Origin of the sequence: Streptomyces orinoci, from assembly GCF_003121295.1 — a bacterium.
GTDB classification, from domain to species: domain Bacteria; phylum Actinomycetota; class Actinomycetes; order Streptomycetales; family Streptomycetaceae; genus Streptomyces; species Streptomyces orinoci.
In genome coordinates this window covers 1,246,249-1,264,312 of record NZ_PHNC01000031.1, presented here as the reverse complement: position 1 = coordinate 1,264,312, position 18,064 = coordinate 1,246,249, and the positions used below count along the sequence as shown (strand labels likewise).

Genomic DNA, 18,064 nt, shown 5'->3' with positions numbered 1-18,064 from the left:
CTAAGGCCGCGCCGCCATGCTGAGATTCCTGCTCCGCCGCACCCTGGGCGCGCTGGTCATCATCCTGCTGATCAGCGCCATCACCTTCTTCCTGTTCTTTGCGCTGCCCTCCGACCCGGCCCGGATGTCCTGCGGCAAGAACTGCACCCCCGACGCCCTGGCCGTCATCCATAAAAACCTGGGCCTGGACTGGCCGGTCCCCGTCCAGTACTGGCACTACATGGTGGGCATCTTCGCCGGACGCGACCTCTCGGTCGGCCACTGCCCTGCCCCCTGCTTCGGCTACTCCTTCTCCAACCAGCAGCCGGTCTGGGGCACCATCACCGACCGCTTCCCCACCACCCTCTCCCTGACCATCGGCAGCGCGGTGGTCTTCCTCACCGTGGGTGTGGGCATTGGAATGATCGCCGCCGCCTACCGGGGCACCTGGCTGGACAAGTTCTTCAGCTCGCTGTCGCTGATCGGCAACTCGCTGCAGATCTACTTTGTGGGCGTGATCGCGCTGGCCGTGCTGGTCACCAAGCTCAAGTGGGCCGACAACCCCGCCTATTACCCCTTCACCGACAATCCCTGGAAATGGTTCACCGGGCTGCTCATCCCCTGGCTGGTGCTCTCCATCATCTTTATCGCCAACTACAGCCGGATGACCCGCTCCCAGATGATCGAGCAGCTCTCCGAGGACCATGTGCGCACCGCCCGCGCCAAGGGCCTCAGCGGGCGTACGGTCTTCTTCCGCTATGCCTGGCGGGGAGCGCTGGCGCCCATTGTCACCATCTTCGGCATCGACCTGGGCTCGCTGTTCGGCGGCGCCATCATCACCGAGTTCACCTTTAGCCTGCACGGCCTGGGGCGGCTGGCGGTGGACTCGGTCAACCAGACCGATCTGCCGACCCTGATGGCCGTAATGCTGGTGGGCTGCACCGCCATTGTCCTCGCCAATATCGTGGTGGACGCGGCCTATGCGTTTATCGATCCCCGGGTACGGCTGGCCTGACCGGGCCGGCCGCCTTTCCCCCCGTCCCCCTTGGCCCCGTCCCCATGGCCATCGAACGCCCGCCGCGCCGGGCGAGCCCGGAGGAGCCCAACAGCCGTGACCCCCGACGTCTTTCTCTCCGTACGCGACCTCCATGTGCGCTTCCGCACCGAGGACGGCATCGTCAAGGCCGTGGACGGACTCTCCTTCGACCTGGAACGCGGCCGTACGCTGGGCATCGTCGGCGAATCCGGCTCCGGGAAGTCGGTCACCAACCTCACCGTGCTGGGACTGCACGATCCACGCAGCACCGAGGTACGCGGTGAAATCCTGCTGGACGGCCAGGAGTTGACCGGAGCCGCGGAATCCACCCTGGAGAAGCTGCGCGGCCACAAAATGGCAATGATCTTCCAGGACTCGCTGACCGCCCTCTCCCCGTACTACACGGTGGGCCGCCAGATCGCCGAGCCCTTCCGCAAACACACCGGCGCCTCCCGGCGGGACGCCCGGTTACGGGCCATCGAGATGCTGGAAAAGGTCGGCATCCCCAACCCGGCGCTACGGGTGGACGATTACCCGCACCAGTTCTCCGGCGGTATGCGCCAGCGCGCAATGATCGCCATGGCCCTGGTCTGCGACCCCGAGCTGCTGATCGCCGACGAGCCGACCACCGCCCTGGATGTCACCGTCCAGGCGCAGATCCTGGATCTGCTCAAGGAGCTCCAGCAGCAGACCGGTTCGGCGATCATCCTGATCACCCACGATCTCGGAGTGGTGGCCAACACAGTGGACGATCTGCTGGTGATGTACGCGGGCCGGGCGGTGGAACGCGGCCCGGTGCGCGAGGTGCTGCGCTCGCCCCAACACCCCTACACCTGGGGGCTGCTGGGCTCCATGCCCCGGCTGAACTCCGATGTCGCCGAGCCGCTGAACCCCATCCCGGGCGCCCCGCCCAGCCTGCTCGCCCCGCCCCCCGGCTGTCCCTTCCACCCGCGCTGCGGCTACCCGGAGACGGTGGGCGGCGACCGCTGCCGCACCGAACGCCCGGGGCTGCCCGAGGGGCGCGGCGCGGCCTGCCATCTCACCCCCGAGCAGCAACGCACCATCTTCGCCGAGCAGATCAAGCCCCGACTGGGCTGAGGGAGCACCCATGACCGACATCCTGGTCGCCGAGGGGCTGACCAAGCACTTCCCCATCCGGGGCGGTTTCCCCGTCAAACGCACGGTCGGCGCGGTACAGGCCGTGGACGGCATCGACCTGGCCATCGCGGAGGGCGAGAGCTTCGGCCTGGTCGGCGAGTCGGGCTGCGGGAAGTCCACCACCGGCCGGCTGCTCACCCGGCTGCTGGAGCCCACCGGGGGCCGCATCCTCTACCAGGGCCAGGACATCAGCCATGCCGACCGCCGGCAGCTGGCCCCCATCCGCTCCCAGATCCAGATGATCTTCCAGGACCCGTACTCCTCGCTCAACCCCCGGCAGACCGTGGGCCGCATCATCTCCGGCCCCATGGAGATCAACGGCATCAACCCGCCGGGCGGCCGCGAGGCCCGTGTCCGGGAACTCCTGGAAACCGTGGGCCTCAACCCCGAGCACTACAACCGCTTCCCGCATGAGTTCTCCGGCGGCCAGCGCCAGCGGATCGGGGTGGCCCGGGCACTGGCCCTGGAACCCAAGGTGATCGTCGCCGACGAGCCGGTCTCCGCCCTGGACGTCTCCATCCAGGCCCAAGTGGTCAATCTGCTCCAGCGCTTGCAGCGTGACCTGAACATCGCCTTCCTCTTCATCGCCCATGACCTGGCCGTGGTCCGCCACTTCTCGCAGCGCGTCGCGGTGATGTATCTCGGCAAGATCGTGGAACTGGGCAACCGCGAGGACATCTACCGCCACCCCCGCCACCCCTACACCCACGCCCTGCTCTCCGCGGTCCCCGAGGCCACCGATGTCGATGCCCCCGTCCGCGAACGCATCCGCCTGGCCGGCGATGTCCCCTCCCCCATCCACCCGCCCTCCGGCTGCCGCTTCCGCACCCGCTGCTGGAAGGCCCGCGACCTGTGCGCCACCCAGGAACCGCCGCTGCTACGCGCCGAGGGCAGCCGCGAAGGGCACCTCTCCGCCTGCCACTTCCCGGAGCCGCCGACGGTCGAACGCGACACGGAAGTAGTCCTCGACCCAGCCCTCTCCGGCGACGGCGCCCCGTAGGGGGCGCGGGGCGGTTACGTCATGCGGCTCCGCCACGTGGGCGCGACCAGCCACGGACGGCCCGCAGCCGAAAGCCGGGAGCAACCCCCTCAGGGGCGCGGGGAACTGCGCGACCAGCCACCGACGGCCCGCGGCCAACACACAGGAAACCCCGGCAGACGCCGAACCCTCACCGGGGGCGCCCCAGGGGCAGTGGCACTCAACTCCCCGGCGGCTGCGGCGGCATCGGCGGATACCCCGGCGCCGGCCGCATATCAACCGGCCGCGCATCAACCGGCGGCGCATACCCCGGCCCATAAGCAGGAGGCGGCGGAACGTACCGCCCACCCGGAGAGACAACGGCGAGCACCAGCAGGATCAGCACCCCCACCACCACACTCGCCCCCTCCGTCAGGACGTTGTACGTCCACCGGTCACCCCCATGCCCGAACAGCATCCGGTACCGCTCGTCATGGAAGGCGATCAACGCCCGCACCGACTGCAGCGCCATAAACAACGAGAGCGCCATCAGCCCGCCCCGGGCCACCCGCCTCCCGGCCAGCGCCAAAGCACCGAAGACAGCGAGCGCCACCCCCATATAGAGGTGGTACGTGTCCATCCCCTGGCCCCCGTAGCGCGCGTAGAACCCCCAGCTGCCGTCAAAGGCGAACTTGAGATACTCCCCGGTCCCCACGCGGCGCGCACTGTCCACCGCCCACCCCAGGCAGACCAACGCCAGCAGCACCGCGCCGACCCCGGCGAACACATACCTGCCGCGCTGCCCCTGAGGCACTCGCACCGATTCGCTGCCCAACCGACCCGTGTCCACCTCTGTACGGTACGGGCCACCCGATGGGGGTAACAGGCCCTGTACATCACGGAGATGCAACACCCCACTCGATCAAGACCCGACTCGATCAAGCCCCGGCCACCACCCCCCGCTCCTCCGCAAAATGGCAAGCCGAAGGATGCGCCGCGGGCCCGCCCGCCTCCTCCAGCCATGACGGGACCTCCAACAGCGGCTGAACCTCCGCACACTTCGGCCGCGCCTTCCAGCACCGCGTGCGAAACCGGCACCCCGAAGGGGGATTTGCCGGTGACGGCACATCGCCCGTCAGCAGAATCCGCTCCCGCCGCTGCCGCGCCGCCGGATCCGGCACCGGGACGGCCGACAACAACGCTTGTGTATAAGGGTGCGTGGGGTGCTCATAGATCTCCGCGTCCGTACCCATCTCCACCACCCGGCCCAGATACATCACCGCCACCCGGTCACTGATATGCCGTACCACGGACAGATCGTGGGCGATAAAGACATAGGCCAGGTCGAATTCCTCCTGCAGCCGCTCCAGCAGATTGACGACCTGCGCCTGCACGGACACATCCAGCGCCGAGACCGGTTCATCGGCCACGATCACCTCCGGCCGCAGCGCCAACCCCCTTGCAATGCCGATGCGTTGGCGCTGACCGCCGGAGAACTGATGCGGGTAGCGGTTGATGTGTTCGGGGCTGAGGCCGACCACGTCCAGCAGCTCCCGCACCCGCCTGCGGCGGTCGCCCTTGGGAGCCACCTCGGGGTGGATGTCAAAGGGTTCCCCGATGATGTCGCCCACCGTCATCCGGGGGTTGAGCGAGGTGTAAGGGTCCTGGAACACCATCTGGATATTGCGGCGGACGGCCTTCAGCGCGCCCCCGGACAGCTTGCCGATGTCCTGGCCGCGGTAGCGGATCCGTCCGGCGGTGGGCCGTTCCAGGTTCACCAGCAGTCTGGCGATGGTGGACTTGCCGCAGCCGGACTCCCCTACAATGCCCAGCGTCTCACCGCGCCGCAGGTCGAAGGAGATCCCGTCAACGGCCCGCACGGCGCCCACCTGCTTTTTGAACAGCACCCCCCGGGTCAGCGGGAAGTGCTTGACCAGATCCCGCACTTCAAGGATCGCCTCACCGATCGCCTCGCCGTCAGCGCGCATCGAGGGTGTCCTTCCAGAAGTGGCAGGCACTGGTCCGCCCGGCAGCCACCGGGAACAGCGGCGGCCGGTCGGTGCGGCAGATGTCCTGGGCCCGGGGGCAGCGGGGGTTGAAGGGGCAGCCGGGCGGGATGGCGGTGAGGCTGGGCGGCAACCCCTTGATGGCATGGAGCCGTTGGCCCTTGCGGTCCAGGCGCGGGATGGAGTCCAGCAGCCCCCGGGTGTAAGGGTGGGCGGGCGCCTCGTACAGCTGGTGCACCGGCGCGGTCTCCACAATGCGGCCCGCGTACATCACCGCGATCCTGTCGGCCACATCCGCCACCACACCCAGATCATGGGTGATCAGGATCAGCCCCATATTGAACTCGCGCCGCAACTCCGCAAGCAGATCCATGACTTGGGCCTGGACGGTGACGTCCAGGGCGGTCGTCGGCTCGTCCGCGATGATGAGATCCGGCTCCAGGGCCAGCGCCATGGCGATCATGATGCGCTGGCGCATACCGCCGGAGAACTGGTGCGGATAGTCGTTCACCCGCTCCTTGGCGGCGGGGATGCGCACCCGGTCCATCAGCTGGACCGCCCGGGCCCGGGCCTCCTTACCGGACATCCCCCGGTGGACCTGGTACATCTCGGCCAGCTGGGCACCCACCGTCATCACCGGGTTGAGCGCGGAAAGCGCGTCCTGGAAGATCATGGCGAGCTTGGCGCCGCGCAGTCGGCGCCGCTGTTCCTCGCCCATGGTGAGCAGGTCCCGGCCCTGGAAGAGCACCTGCCCGCCGGTGACAAAGCCGGGCGGCGAGTCCAGGATGCCCATCACCGCCTGCGCGGTCACCGACTTGCCGGAGCCGGACTCCCCCAGCACGGCCAGGGTCTGCCCCGCGTGCACGGTGCAGCTGACGCCATTGACGGCCTTGGCCACGCCCTCCCGGGTGCGGAACTCCACCCGCAGATCGCGTACCTCCAGCAGTGCGGTGTTCTCCATCTGCTCTTCTCTCAGCGCAACTTGGGGTCCAGGGCGTCGCGCACCGCGTCGCCGAGCATGATGAACGCCAACACCGTCAGGCTCAGCGCCCCGGCCGGCCACAGCAGCATGTGCGGGGAGTTGCGGATCAGTGTGGAGGCATTGGAGATGTCGATGCCCCAGGAGACGGTGGGCGGCCGCAGCCCCACGCCGATGAAGGAGAGGGTGGCCTCCAGGGCGATATAGGTGCCCAGGGCGATGGTGGCCACCACGATCACCGGCGCCACCGCATTGGGGGCGATATGCCGCAGCAGCATCCGGGCGTCACCGGCCCCCAGCGCCCGCGCCGCCTGGACGTAGTCGTGCTGTTTGGCGGTGACCACCGCGCTCCGGGCGATCCGGGCGATCTGCGGCCAGCCCAGCAGCACGATAAAGCCCACCACCGGCCAGATGGAGGCGCCGGTCACCACGGAGAGGAAGACCAGTCCGCCCAGGATGATGGGGATGCCGAAGAAGACATCGGCCAGCCGGGACAGCAGACCGTCCCACCAGCCCCCGTAGTACCCGGCCAGCCCGCCCAGCACACTGCCCAGCAGCGCGGCCCCGGTGGTGGCGCACACCCCTACGGTGATGGAGGCCCGTGCCCCGTACACGGTCCGGGTGTAGACATCGCAGCCCTGGGCGTCGAAGCCAAAAGGATGGCCCGGCCGAGGGCCGTCCTGTGCCCTGGCCAGGTCGCACTGGAGCGGGTTGCCGGAGGCGATCAGCGAGGGCCATACGGCGATCAGCACCAGGAAGACGATCACCAGGGCGGAGACCACAAAGACCGGGTTGCGCCTCAGGTCATGCCAGGCGTCGGACCACAGGCTGCGCGCCTTGCCGCTGTCCGCGCTGCCCGGCAGCGGACCTCCCTTCAGGGACTCCGCCTCCCCGGAGGCCATGCTCATGGCGCCTCCCGAGCCGGAACCGATCACTTCCCGCTGCTCGGGCTCAGGCATAGCGGATCCTCGGGTCGAGCACGGCATAGAGCAGATCGACCAGCAGATTGGCCAGCAGAAAGACAATGACCAGGATGGTGACAAAGCCGACCACGGTGGGCGAGTTCTGCCGCAGGATGCCCTGGTAGAGCTGGAAGCCCACTCCCCGGATATTGAAGATCCGCTCGGTGACGATGGCCCCGCCCATCAGCGCCCCGATATCGGCGCCGATAAAGGTCACCACCGGGATCAGGGAATTGCGCAGCAGGTGCCGCAGCACAATGCGGTGGCGCGGCAGCCCCTTGGCCAGCGCGGTGCGCAGATAGTCGGCGCGGGCATTCTCGGCCAGCGAGGTCCTGGTGAGCCGGGTGACATAGGCCAGCGAGGTGAGCGCCAACACCACGCCGGGCAGCAGCAGTTCCCCGAAGGTGGCCTCCGGTGAGACCGAGGGCGAGGCCAGCCGCCACTTCACCCCGATCAGATACTGCAGCACATAGCCGCTGACAAAGGTGGGCACCGAGACCACCACCAGGGTCAGCAGCAGCACCGTGGTGTCCACCGGGCGCCCGCGGCGCAGTCCGCTGAGCACCCCCAGGGCGATGCCGATGACGACCTCGAAGACAATCGCGACAATGGTCAGCCGAAGGGTCACCGGGAAGGCGCTGCCCATCAGTTCGGTGACCGGCTGGCCGTTAAAGGCGGTGCCGAAATTCCCGGCGAACACCTGCCCCATGTAGTGCAGATACTGCTTCCACAGCGGCTGGTCGAGATAGAGGTCCTGGCGGATACGGGCCGCGGTGGCCGGGTCGGGGGCCTTGTCGCCGAAGAGGGCGGCCACCGGATCGCCCAGGGCATAGACCATGAAGAAGATCAGGAAGGTGCTCCCGATGAACACCGGGATCATCTGGAGCAGCCGGCGGGCCACATAGCGGCTCATTTGACCGTGATCCGCTCATAGACCGGGACGCTGAAGGGATTGAGCATCACTCCGGAGAGCTTTTCCGAGTACCCGGCACTGCCGTTCTGGTACCACAGCGGAATGGCGGGCATCTGCCGGGCGAGGACCGTCTCCGCCTCCTGGAACTCGGCGATGGCCCCGGCGGTGCTGGTCCGGGAGTTGGCCGCGTCGATGAGCCGGTCGAAGGCCGGATCGCTGAACTTCCCGTAGTTGGAGGAGGCATCGGTGTAGTAGAGCGGCTGAAGGAAGTTCTGGATCAGCGGATAGTCCATCTGCCAGCCGGAGCGGAACATATCGTCCAGCCGCTCGTCGGAGAGCTGGTTGCGGAAGTCCGCGAAGGTGCCGATGGGGTTGACGGTGCACGAACGGTCGTTGCCCAGTGCGTTGTTGATGCTGTTGCAGACGGCATCCATCCAGAGCCGGTGTGAACCGTTGTCCACATTGGAGGAGATGGTCACCCGCCCGCCGGGCAGCCCGCCGCCCTCCTCGATCAGCCGCCTGGCCCGCCCGGGGTCATAGGTGCAGGCGTCCTGGCAGAGCCCGGCCCGGTAACCGCCCTTCTCCCCCAGGACCGGAGAGGTCCAGTCGGTGGCCGGGGTACGGGTGCGGCGGTAGATCTGGGTGGTGATCTGCTCCCGGTTGATGGCCATGGAAAGGCCCTTGCGGACCTTCTCCATCCCCGGCCTGTTCCACTCCGCCCGGTACATCGGGAAGTCCAGGGTCTGGATGATCCCGGCCGGCTGGTTGATGTACCGGCCGTCCAGGTCCTTGGTCACATTCTTCAGCTGGGTGCTGGGAATGTCGTCCACGAGATCCAGATTGCCCGCCTGGAGGTCGGTGTAGGCGGTGTTGTTGTCCGTGTAGACCCGCAGCTCCACTCCCTTGTTGGCGGCCCGGTCCGGCCCGCGGTAACCGTCCCACCGCGAAAGCCGCATCGCCGAACCCCGGGTATAGGAGTCAATGGTGTACGGCCCATTGCCCACCGGCTTCTTCAGCCAGGCCCGGTGATCGTCGAAGAAGGCCCTGGGCAGCGGGGCATAGGCGGTATAGCCCAGAGTGTCGGGCCAGGTGGAGAACTTGGTACGCAGCCGCACGGTGAAGGTCCGTTCATCCTTCACCACCAGCCCGGCCAGCGTCCGGGCACTGGCCGCCCCCGCGGCCGGATGCACCTTCTCATAGCCGTCGATGTACTCGAAGAAGGAGGCGTTCTTCTGCTTGTTGTCGAGCAGCGCCCCGTAATTCCAGGCGTCCACAAAGGACTTGGCGGTGACCTTCTCCCCATTGCTGAAGGTCCAGCCGCTCTTGACGGTGATGGTGAAGTTCTGCGAGTCCCGCGTCCCGATCCGTTCGGCCAGCATATTCACGGCCGCTCCGGTGCGCGGGTCATAGCGCTTCAGCCCCCGGAAGATCATGTCCAGCACCTTGCCCCCCTGCACCTCATTGGTGTTGGCCGGCTCCAGCGGATTCTGCGGATCCCCCCAGGAGGCCCGCACCCACCCCGCCGGCACTCCGCCGCCCCCGCCACACCCCGCCGCGGCCATGGCGAACACAAGGCCGCCCAGAGCCACCATGGCCCTGGCGCGCCTGCCTCCCCGCATGGAGTGCCTCCTCAAAGCTGTCCATCTGCTGCCCATGTCCCGCGTAGAGCCAAATATCAGCGGTTCAGCGGCTCTGCGCACTTTCATAACGACTGTCCGCGCGGGTCGGGGCGGCCAAACCGCCCGTACGAGGGACCGGGGGCGCTCCCGACCGTCCCGGCAAGGCAAAGGGGCGCCCGGACCGTATGGTCCGGGCGCCCCTGATCGGCAGAGAACGCGGCTAGGCCGCGTGCACCACGTCCTTCTCCTCCGCGAAGTGGCAGGCCGACTCATGCGCCGCAGGCGTCTGCTTGCCCGCGAACACCTCCGGCACCGCCAGCAGCGGCACCTCCTCGGCGCACTTGTCCTGCGCCTTCCAGCAGCGGGTGCGGAAGCGGCAGCCGGACGGCGGGTTCGCCGGGGAGGGGACGTCACCGGTGAGGATGATCCGCTCCCGGCCCTCCCGCGCCTCCGGGTCGGGGACCGGGACGGCGGACAGGAGTGCCTGGGTGTAGGGGTGGGTGGGGTGGTCGTAGATCTGTACGTCGGTACCGATCTCCGCCATCTTGCCCAGGTACATCACCCCGACCCGGTCGGAGATGTGCCGGACGATGGACAGGTCGTGGGCGATGAAGATGTAGGAGAGGTTGAACTCGTCCTGCAGCCGCTCCATCAGGTTGACGACCTGTGCCTGCACCGAGACGTCCAGCGCGGAGACCGGCTCGTCACAGATGATGATCTCCGGGTTGAGCGCCAGGCCGCGGGCGATGCCGATGCGCTGGCGCTGACCGCCGGAGAACTGGTGCGGGTAGCGGTTGATGTACTCCGGGTTGAGGCCGACCACGTCCAGCAGTTCCTGGACCCGCTTGCGGCGGTCGCCCTTGGGAGCCACCTCGGGGTGGATCTCAAAGGGCTCGCCGATGATGTCGCCCACCGTCATCCGGGGGTTGAGCGAGGTGTAGGGGTCCTGGAAGACCATCTGGATATTGCGGCGGACGGCCTTCAGGGCGCGCCCGGACAGCTTGGTGATGTCCTGGCCCTTGTAGAAGACCTCGCCGGAGGTGGCCGTCTCCAGGGTCATCAGCAGCTTGGCGACGGTGGACTTGCCACAGCCGGACTCGCCGACGATGCCCAGGGTCTCGCCCTGGTAGAGGTCGAAGGAGACCCCGTCCACCGCCTTGACCGCGCCGACCTGCTTCTTGAGCAGGATGCCCTGGGTCAGCGGGAAGTGCTTGACCAGATTGCGGACCTGGAGGATGGGCTCGCCGCGCTCCACGGGGGCGTCGAGCACGGCCTCCACCTCGGCGGTGGTGCTGGCGTCGCTGACCTTGACGTCGGAGACGTTCGGCTCTTTCACGTCGGCCGTCTCAGCCATGGATCGTCTCCTTCCAGAAGTGGCACGCGCTCCGCCGGCCCGGCATCGCCGTACCGTCCTGCTCGGCCACATCGTGCAGCGCGGGGACCTCGGTACGGCAGATGTCCTGCACCTTGGGGCAGCGAGGGCTGAAGGCACAACCGGCCGGAATGTTCAGCAGGTTGGGCGGCAGACCCTTGATGGCGAAGAGCTCCTGGCCCTTCTGGTCCAGGCGCGGGATGGAGTCCAGCAGGCCCCTGGTGTAGGGGTGGGCCGGGCGCTTGTAGAGCTCGTGCACCGGCGCGGTCTCCACAATGCGGCCCGCGTACATCACCGCGATCTTGTCGGCGACGTCCGCCACCACACCCAGGTCATGGGTGATCAGGATCAGACCCATGTTGAACTCGCGCTGGAGCTCCGCGAGCAGGTCCATCACCTGTGCCTGGACGGTGACGTCCAGGGCGGTGGTGGGCTCGTCCGCGATGATCAGGTCCGGCTCCAGGGCCAGCGCCATGGCGATCATGATGCGCTGGCGCATACCGCCGGAGAACTGGTGCGGATAGTCGTTCACCCGCTCCTTGGCGGCCGGGATGCGCACTCGGTCCATCAGCTCAATGGCCTTGGCCTTGGCGTCCTTCTTGGACATCCCCTGGTGCACCCGGAACATCTCGCCGAGCTGATAGCCCACGGAGAGCACCGGGTTGAGGGAGGACAGGGCGTCCTGGAAGATCATGGCGATCTTGGCGCCGCGGATCTTCCGGCGCTCGTCCGCCGACATCTTCAGCATGTCCTGGCCGCGGAAGAGGATCTCGCCCTTGGGGATCCGCCCCGGAGGCATGTCCAGGATGCCCATGATGGCCTGCGCGGTCACGGACTTGCCGGAGCCGGACTCACCCAGCACGGCGAGCGTCTCGCCGGCGCTGACGGAGTAGTTGACGCCATTGACGGCCTTGGCCACGCCGTCCCGGGTGTGGAACTCCACATGCAGATCGCGGACTTCGAGCAGCGGCGCGTTCTTCTCCCCCGACTGCTCGGGGACGTTCGCGGTTTTCTCGGTGGTGGTGGTCACGTACGCCTCCCTCAGCGCAGCTTGGGGTCGAGGGCGTCGCGCACCGCGTCGCCGAGCAGGATGAACGCCAGCACGGTGAGGCTCAGGAAGCTGGCCGGCATCATCAGGGCGTGCGGGCCGTCCCGGACGTCCTTCTGGGCGGCGGAGATGTCCACACCCCAGGAGACGGTCGGGTCCTTCAGGCCGATGCCCAGGTAGGACAGGGTCGCCTCGGTGGCGATATAGCCGCCGAGCGCGATGGTGGCGACCACAATGACCGGGCCGAGGACGTTCGGCAGGATGTGCCGGAAGAGGATCCGGTTGGTGCCGGCGCCGAGTGCCCGGGCCGCGGTGACAAAGTCGGCCTGCTTCTGGGTGATGACCGCACCGCGCATCACACGCGCGATCTGCATCCAGCCGAAGGCCGTGAGGGCGAAGGTCACCGTCCACACCGTGCGGTTGGTGAACGCCTGGAGCAGCACCAGGCCGCCGAGGAGCAGCGGGATGCCGAAGAACACATCGGTGAGGCGGGAGAGCACGGTGTCAACCCAGCCGCCGAAGTATCCGGCGATCATGCCGATGATGCCGCCGAGAACAGTGACGGCGATGGTCACACAGACACCGACGATGATCGAGGCGCGGGCACCGTAGACGGTACGCGCGTAGACGCTCTGGCCCTGGACGTTGTAGCCGAACCAGTCTTCCTGGAAGAAGTGCGACCACTGCGGCCCACCGAGGTAGTGGTTGCGCAGGTCGGCGTGGCGCGGGTCCACATCGGTGAAGAGCGACGGCCAGGCGGCCATCAGGATCAGCAGCACCAGCAGGACGCCGGACACCCAGAAGATCCAGTTGCGGCGCAGCTCGCGCCAGGCGTCCTGGCCGAGGCTGCGGGCCTTTTCGCGGGACTCCGGCTTGCCCGCCTCGGCGATGACTTCGGCGGCGCTCGCCACACTGGCGTTGGAGGCGTCCGCCAGACCGGCGGCCGTGCTCGGACCGGTGCCCGCGACGCCGGCCGGGCCCGCCTGGGGGGTCTTGTTGTCAGGCATAGCGGATCCTCGGGTCCAGGACTGCGTAGAGCAGGTCAACGACCAGGCTGCTCACCAGGTAGACGAGCACCAGCACGGTCACCACGCCGACCACGGTGGGGCCTTCGCTGGTGATGACGGCGTGGTAGAGGGTGTTGCCCACACCGGGGACGTTGAAGATGCCCTCGGTGATGATGGCACCGCCCATCAGCATGCCGAGGTCGGTGCCGAGGAAGGTGACGACCGGGATGAGCGAGTTGCGCATCAGGTGCACCCCGACGACCCGGCGCCGGGGCAGGCCCTTGGCGACGGCGGTGCGGATGTAGTCGGCGCGGAGGTTCTCCGCCACGGTGGTCCGCGTCAGCCGGGTGACATACGCCAGCGAGAGCAGGGCGAGCACGACCGCCGGGAGAATGAGCTGGCTGAGGTCCGTCGAGTCCTGGACGGTCGGTGTGACCAGTTTCCACTTCACACCGATCAGGAACTGGGCCATGTTGCCGAGCACAAAGACCGGGATGGACACCACGATCAGCGTGAAGATCAGCACGGCCTGGTCCAGGAACTTGCCGCGGCGCAGCCCCGTGAGCACACCGAGTCCGATACCGAAGACCACCTCGATGGCGAAGGCGAAGAGCGCCAGCCGGATGGTCACCGGGAACGCCTCGGCCATCAGGTCGGCCACCGGCCGGCCGGTGAAGCTCTGCCCGAAGTCCCCCTGGAAAAGACCGGTGATGTAGTCCCAGTACTGCTGGAGCAGGGGCTTGTCCAGCCCGTACTCATGACGCAGTCTGGCCACCGTCGCCGGGTCGGCCGCCTTGGAGCCGAAGAGTGCCTTGACGGGATCGCCCGGCAGCGAATACACCATCAGGAAAATAAGCAGCGTGGTCCCGATGAACACCGGGATCATCTGGAGCAGTCGCCTCGCGACAAAGCGCCCCATGGTTCCTCCTGTCGCCGACGGGCCCAGGGGCCGCCCAAGTCCTTGTGGGAGGGCGGCCGCTGGGCCTGCGTCACTTCAGCGTCCCGGTTACTTCTTGACCTCGACGTCGGTCCAGATCGCCTGGCGCTGGTAGTCGAACTTCACGTTCTTCACGCGCTTCGACCAGCCGGCGACGGTGTGGTCGACGAAGAGCGGGATGGACGGCATCTGCTCCTGGAGGATCTTCTGCTCGGCCTGGTAGTAGATCTTGTTGGCGTCGTCGATGTTCTTCGACTCGTCCGCCTTCTGGATCAGGTCGTCAACGCCCTTGTCGCTGAAGCCCATGTCGTTGGCGCCCGCACCGGTGCGGTACTGCTCGGCGATGAAGTTGGAGATGTTGGGGAAGTCCATCACCCACGCCATACGGAACGGGTTGCTGAGCTTCTTGTCCGTGATCAGCTGGCGGGACTCCTGGAAGGTGGCCTTGGGGTCGGTCACGCACTCCACACCGGCGTTCTGCCGGATGTCGTTGCAGACCGCGTCCACCCACTCCTTGTTGGCGCCGTCGGCGTTGTAGGTGATGACCAGCTTGTTGCCCGGGACGCCGCCGCCCTGCTTGATGAGCTCCTTGGCCTTGGCCGGGTCGAACTTGCAGAAGTCACCGCAGGCGTTCGCCTGGTAGCCCTCGATGCCGGGGGGCGTCAGGCCGGTGGCGGCTTCCTTGCTGCCCTTGAGCGCGGTCTTGGCGATGGTGTCGCGGTCGATCGCCATGGACAGGCCCTGGCGGACCTTGGCCTTCTCGGGCTTCTTCCACTCGTCGTTGTACAGCGGGAAGCCGACGTTGGTGTTGCCGCCGAAGGGCTGGCTGACCGAGCGGTCGCCCAGGTCGTCCTTGAACTTGCCCACCTCGGAGTTGGGCACCTGGTACATGATGTCGACCTTGTCCGACAGCAGGTCCGCGTAGGCCGCGTCGTCCTTGCTGTAGAACTTGAAGTCGATGCCGCCGTTCTTCGGCTTGTCATCGCCCTTGTAGTCGTCGAACTTACGGACCTTCAGCTGGACCTTGTGCTCCCAGCTGCCTTCCATCTTGTAAGGGCCGTTGCCGATGGGGTGCTCACCAAAGCCCTTGGGGTCCTTGTAGAACGCCTTGGGCAGCGGGAAGAAGGCGTCGTAGAAGAGACGGTCCTTGAAGGTGGAAACCGGGTGCGACAGGTCAACGGTGAACTCGTTGTCATTGACGACCTTCAGGCCCGACATCTTGTCGTCCTTGGGGTCACCCTTGTCCGGGTGGACATCGTCGTAACCCTTGATGTCCACAAACCAGGAGGAGTTGAGCTGCGCGTTCTTGACGTTGGCGGCCCAGTTCCAGGCGTCCACGTAGGAAGAGGCGGTCACCGTCTCGCCGTTGTGGAACTTCCAGCCCGGCTTCAGCTTGATGTCGAAGTGCTGGTTGTCCGTGGTGTCCACGCTCTGCGCGTTCGCCATCATCAGCTTGTTCTTGATGTCGAACGTGACCAGACCCCGGAAGAGGTTGGTCAGCATGTAGTGGCCGCCGACCTCATTGGTGTTGGTCGGAATGAGCGGGTTCTGCGGCTCGGTGTTGTAGTACGAGAACACGCCGTTGGGGTCAACGGCCGCGTTGTCGTCATTGCCGCTCTTGCTGCCGCCGCCACAAGCGGTCGCGGCCATGGCCACGACTATCGCGCACGCAGCCCACTTGGCGCTCTTGGCACCGCGCATGGGTTCGCCTCCTCAGGAGTCCACTGTCACTACGAGAGAGGCACCGGCCCCACGCTGACACCCCTGACAGCGGAGAGGAACCGGCACCTCAAGTGTGCTCGTGAGTCGGCGCTCCCCACAGCGCTTGACCCATTGACCCGAGCTATTGGCCCCACTATTGAGCACGTGCGCGCTGTAAACCACACTTAAAGGGTCTCGCTTTGGTCACATCAACCCCAGATGCGCGCCTCATATACGGACAAACGCTGCCCAGATGGGCATGAATCAAAGGGCCGTTGACACAGAATCCGGCGAGGAGCGCACGCTATCCGGACACTCGGTCATGAAAACTGACGAACCGTCAGCGGAGTTGGGCGGGCAAGCGGAAGGCCCGGAACCGCCGCTGTGGAAGCGGTAGTTCCGGGCCTTGCGGCGGAAGATCAGCCGTGCTTGGCGCGGGAGGCCGCGCGAGCGCGCTCGCGGGCGTCCAGGTTGACCTTGCGGATGCGGACGGCCTCCGGGGTCACCTCCACGCACTCGTCGTCCCGGCAGAACTCCAGCGACTGCTCCAGGGAGAGCTTGCGCGGCGGCACGATCGACTCGGCCACATCGGCCGTGGACGACCGCATATTGGTGAGCTTCTTCTCCTTGGTGATGTTGACGTCCATGTCGTCGGAGCGGGAGTTCTCGCCGACGATCATGCCCTCGTACACCTCGGTGCCCGGCTCCACGAAGAGCACGCCGCGCTCCTGGAGGTTGGTCATCGCGAAGGCGGTGACCGCACCGGCCCGGTCGGCGACCAGGGAGCCGTTGTTACGGGTGGTCAGGGTGCCGAACCAGGGCTCGTGACCCTCGTGGATGGAGTGGGCGATGCCGGTACCGCGGGTCTGGGTCAGGAACTCGGTACGGAAACCGATCAGACCACGGGAGGGGACCACGAACTCCATGCGCACCCAGCCGGAGCCGTGGTTGGACATGTTGTCCATCCGGCCCTTGCGGACACCCATCAGCTGGGTGACGGCGCCCATGTGCTCCTCGGGCACGTCGATGGTCATGCGCTCGACCGGCTCGTAGACCTTGCCGTCCACGTCCTTGGTGACCACCTGGGGCTTGCCGACGGTCAGCTCGTAGCCTTCCCGGCGCATGGTCTCCACCAGGATGGCCAGCGCCAGCTCGCCACGGCCCTGGACCTCCCAGGCGTCCGGGCGGTCGGTCTCCAGGACCCGGAGGCTGACGTTACCGATCAGCTCACGGTCCAGCCGGTCCTTGACCTGGCGGGCGGTGACCTTGCGGTCCTTGACGGCCGTCTTGGCGTCCGCGCCCTTGCCGGTGCCGCCCCGGCCGACCAGCGGCGAGGTGTTGGTGCCGATGGTCATGGAGATGGCGGGCTCGTCCACCGTGATCAGCGGCAGGGCGACCGGGTTCTCCGGGTCGGCCAGGGTCTCGCCGATCATGATGTCCGGGATACCGGCCACCGCGCAGATGTCACCCGGGCCCGCCTTCTCGGCCGGCTTGCGGGTGAGCGCCTCGGTCATCATCAGCTCGCTGATGCGGACATTGGCGATGGAGCCGTCGCGCTTGATCCAGGCCACGGTCTGGCCCTTGCGCAGCTCGCCCTGCTCGACGCGCAGCAGGGCGATACGGCCGAGGAAGTTGTCCGCGTCGAGGTTGGTGACGTGGGCCTGGAGGGGCGCGTCCTCCTCGTAGACCGGGGCCGGGATGTGCTCCAGGATGGTGGAGAAGAAGGGCTCCAGGCTGGTGGAGTCGGCGGGGACGGTGCCGTCCTCCGGCTTGGTCATCGAGGCGATGCCGTCACGGCCGCAGGCGTAGACGATCGGGAACTCGATCTGGTCCTCGTCCGCGTCCAGGTCCAGGAAGAGGTCATAGGTCTCGTTGACGACCTCGTCGATCCGGGAGTCGGGGCGGTCGGTCTTGTTGATGCACAGGATGACCGGCATCCGCTTGGCCAGCGCCTTGCGCAGGACGAAGCGGGTCTGCGGCAGCGGGCCCTCGGAGGCATCGACCAGCAGGACCACGCCGTCCACCATCGACAGGCCGCGCTCGACCTCGCCGCCGAAGTCGGCGTGGCCGGGGGTGTCGATGATGTTGATGGTGATCGGGTCACCACCGTCCTTGGGGTGGTACTTCACCGCCGTGTTCTTGGCGAGAATGGTGATGCCCTTCTCGCGCTCCAGGTCGTTGGAGTCCATCACCCGGTCATCGACGGAGTCGAGCTGGTGCGCGGCGAAGGCTCCCGCCTGCTTGAGCATGGCGTCGACGATGGTCGTCTTGCCGTGGTCGACGTGGGCGACGATGGCGACGTTACGGATGTCGTGGCGCGTGGGCATAACTTGCGGCGCTTCTCCCGGATTCGTGGATGGCGGCGCGTACGGACTGGTACGCGTGCCCT

The 18,064-nt window shown here is 67.1% G+C and carries 15 protein-coding genes; 3 read left to right on the top strand and 12 right to left on the bottom strand.

Annotation, left to right across the window (positions count from 1 at the left end; translation table 11 throughout):
- The first annotated feature begins 16 nt into the window (after nucleotides 1-16).
- The 3 genes from CV755_RS28185 (at nucleotide 17) to CV755_RS28175 (ending at nucleotide 3,173) form a co-directional block, all read left to right on the top strand.
- A complete protein-coding gene (locus tag CV755_RS28185) occupies nucleotides 17-994 on the top strand; it encodes an ABC transporter permease (RefSeq protein WP_109283066.1) in 978 nt (325 codons plus the stop codon).
- A 96-nt stretch (nucleotides 995-1,090) separates the two neighbouring features.
- Complete coding sequence (locus CV755_RS28180; protein WP_109283065.1) at nucleotides 1,091-2,113, top strand: ABC transporter ATP-binding protein; 1,023 nt, start codon at nucleotides 1,091-1,093, stop codon at nucleotides 2,111-2,113.
- A 10-nt stretch (nucleotides 2,114-2,123) separates the two neighbouring features.
- Complete coding sequence (locus tag CV755_RS28175; RefSeq protein ID WP_109283064.1) at nucleotides 2,124-3,173, top strand: ABC transporter ATP-binding protein; 1,050 nt, start codon at nucleotides 2,124-2,126, stop codon at nucleotides 3,171-3,173.
- A gap of 199 nt (nucleotides 3,174-3,372) precedes the next feature.
- On the opposite strand, the gene CV755_RS28170 is transcribed toward CV755_RS28175, so the two are convergent.
- The 12 genes from CV755_RS28170 to typA form a co-directional block, all read right to left on the bottom strand.
- Entirely contained in the window at nucleotides 3,373-3,981 is a 609-nt protein-coding gene (locus CV755_RS28170) for a hypothetical protein (protein ID WP_153068759.1), read from the bottom strand.
- An 88-nt stretch (nucleotides 3,982-4,069) separates the two neighbouring features.
- On the bottom strand, nucleotides 4,070-5,119 hold the full coding sequence (locus CV755_RS28165) for an ABC transporter ATP-binding protein (protein ID WP_109283062.1): 1,050 nt from the start codon (nucleotides 5,117-5,119) through the stop codon (nucleotides 4,070-4,072).
- The gene (locus tag CV755_RS28160; protein WP_109283061.1) at nucleotides 5,109-6,098 is read right to left on the bottom strand and encodes an ABC transporter ATP-binding protein; all 990 of its coding nucleotides are present in this window, start codon (nucleotides 6,096-6,098) and stop codon (nucleotides 5,109-5,111) included. Before CV755_RS28160 ends, CV755_RS28165 begins: the two co-directional genes overlap by 11 nt.
- An 11-nt stretch (nucleotides 6,099-6,109) precedes the next feature.
- Nucleotides 6,110-7,075, bottom strand: coding sequence for an ABC transporter permease (locus CV755_RS28155; protein ID WP_109283060.1), 966 nt, complete (start codon nucleotides 7,073-7,075; stop codon nucleotides 6,110-6,112).
- A complete protein-coding gene (locus tag CV755_RS28150) occupies nucleotides 7,068-7,991 on the bottom strand; it encodes an ABC transporter permease (RefSeq protein WP_109283059.1) in 924 nt (307 codons plus the stop codon). Before CV755_RS28150 ends, CV755_RS28155 begins: the two co-directional genes overlap by 8 nt.
- A complete protein-coding gene (locus CV755_RS28145; protein ID WP_109283058.1) occupies nucleotides 7,988-9,610 on the bottom strand; it encodes a peptide ABC transporter substrate-binding protein in 1,623 nt (540 codons plus the stop codon). The genes CV755_RS28150 and CV755_RS28145 overlap by 4 nt, the downstream gene beginning before the upstream one ends.
- A gap of 220 nt (nucleotides 9,611-9,830) precedes the next feature.
- Entirely contained in the window at nucleotides 9,831-10,964 is a 1,134-nt protein-coding gene (locus tag CV755_RS28140; protein ID WP_109283057.1) for an ABC transporter ATP-binding protein, read from the bottom strand.
- Nucleotides 10,957-12,012: an ABC transporter ATP-binding protein gene (locus CV755_RS28135; RefSeq protein WP_109283056.1), complete on the bottom strand. Its 1,056-nt coding sequence runs from the start codon at nucleotides 12,010-12,012 to the stop codon at nucleotides 10,957-10,959. Before CV755_RS28135 ends, CV755_RS28140 begins: the two co-directional genes overlap by 8 nt.
- Nucleotides 12,013-12,023: 11 nt before the next feature.
- On the bottom strand, nucleotides 12,024-13,037 hold the full coding sequence (locus CV755_RS28130) for an ABC transporter permease (protein WP_109283055.1): 1,014 nt from the start codon (nucleotides 13,035-13,037) through the stop codon (nucleotides 12,024-12,026).
- Entirely contained in the window at nucleotides 13,030-13,956 is a 927-nt protein-coding gene (locus CV755_RS28125) for an ABC transporter permease (protein ID WP_109283054.1), read from the bottom strand. Before CV755_RS28125 ends, CV755_RS28130 begins: the two co-directional genes overlap by 8 nt.
- Before the next feature lie 87 nt (nucleotides 13,957-14,043).
- Nucleotides 14,044-15,675 carry a peptide ABC transporter substrate-binding protein gene (locus tag CV755_RS28120; protein ID WP_109283053.1) on the bottom strand — a complete coding sequence of 544 codons (1,632 nt, stop codon included), beginning with the start codon at nucleotides 15,673-15,675 and terminating at the stop codon, nucleotides 14,044-14,046.
- A 419-nt stretch (nucleotides 15,676-16,094) separates the two neighbouring features.
- Nucleotides 16,095-18,002 carry a translational GTPase TypA gene (gene typA, locus CV755_RS28115; RefSeq protein ID WP_109283052.1) on the bottom strand — a complete coding sequence of 636 codons (1,908 nt, stop codon included), beginning with the start codon at nucleotides 18,000-18,002 and terminating at the stop codon, nucleotides 16,095-16,097.
- Nucleotides 18,003-18,064 lie beyond the last annotated feature (62 nt).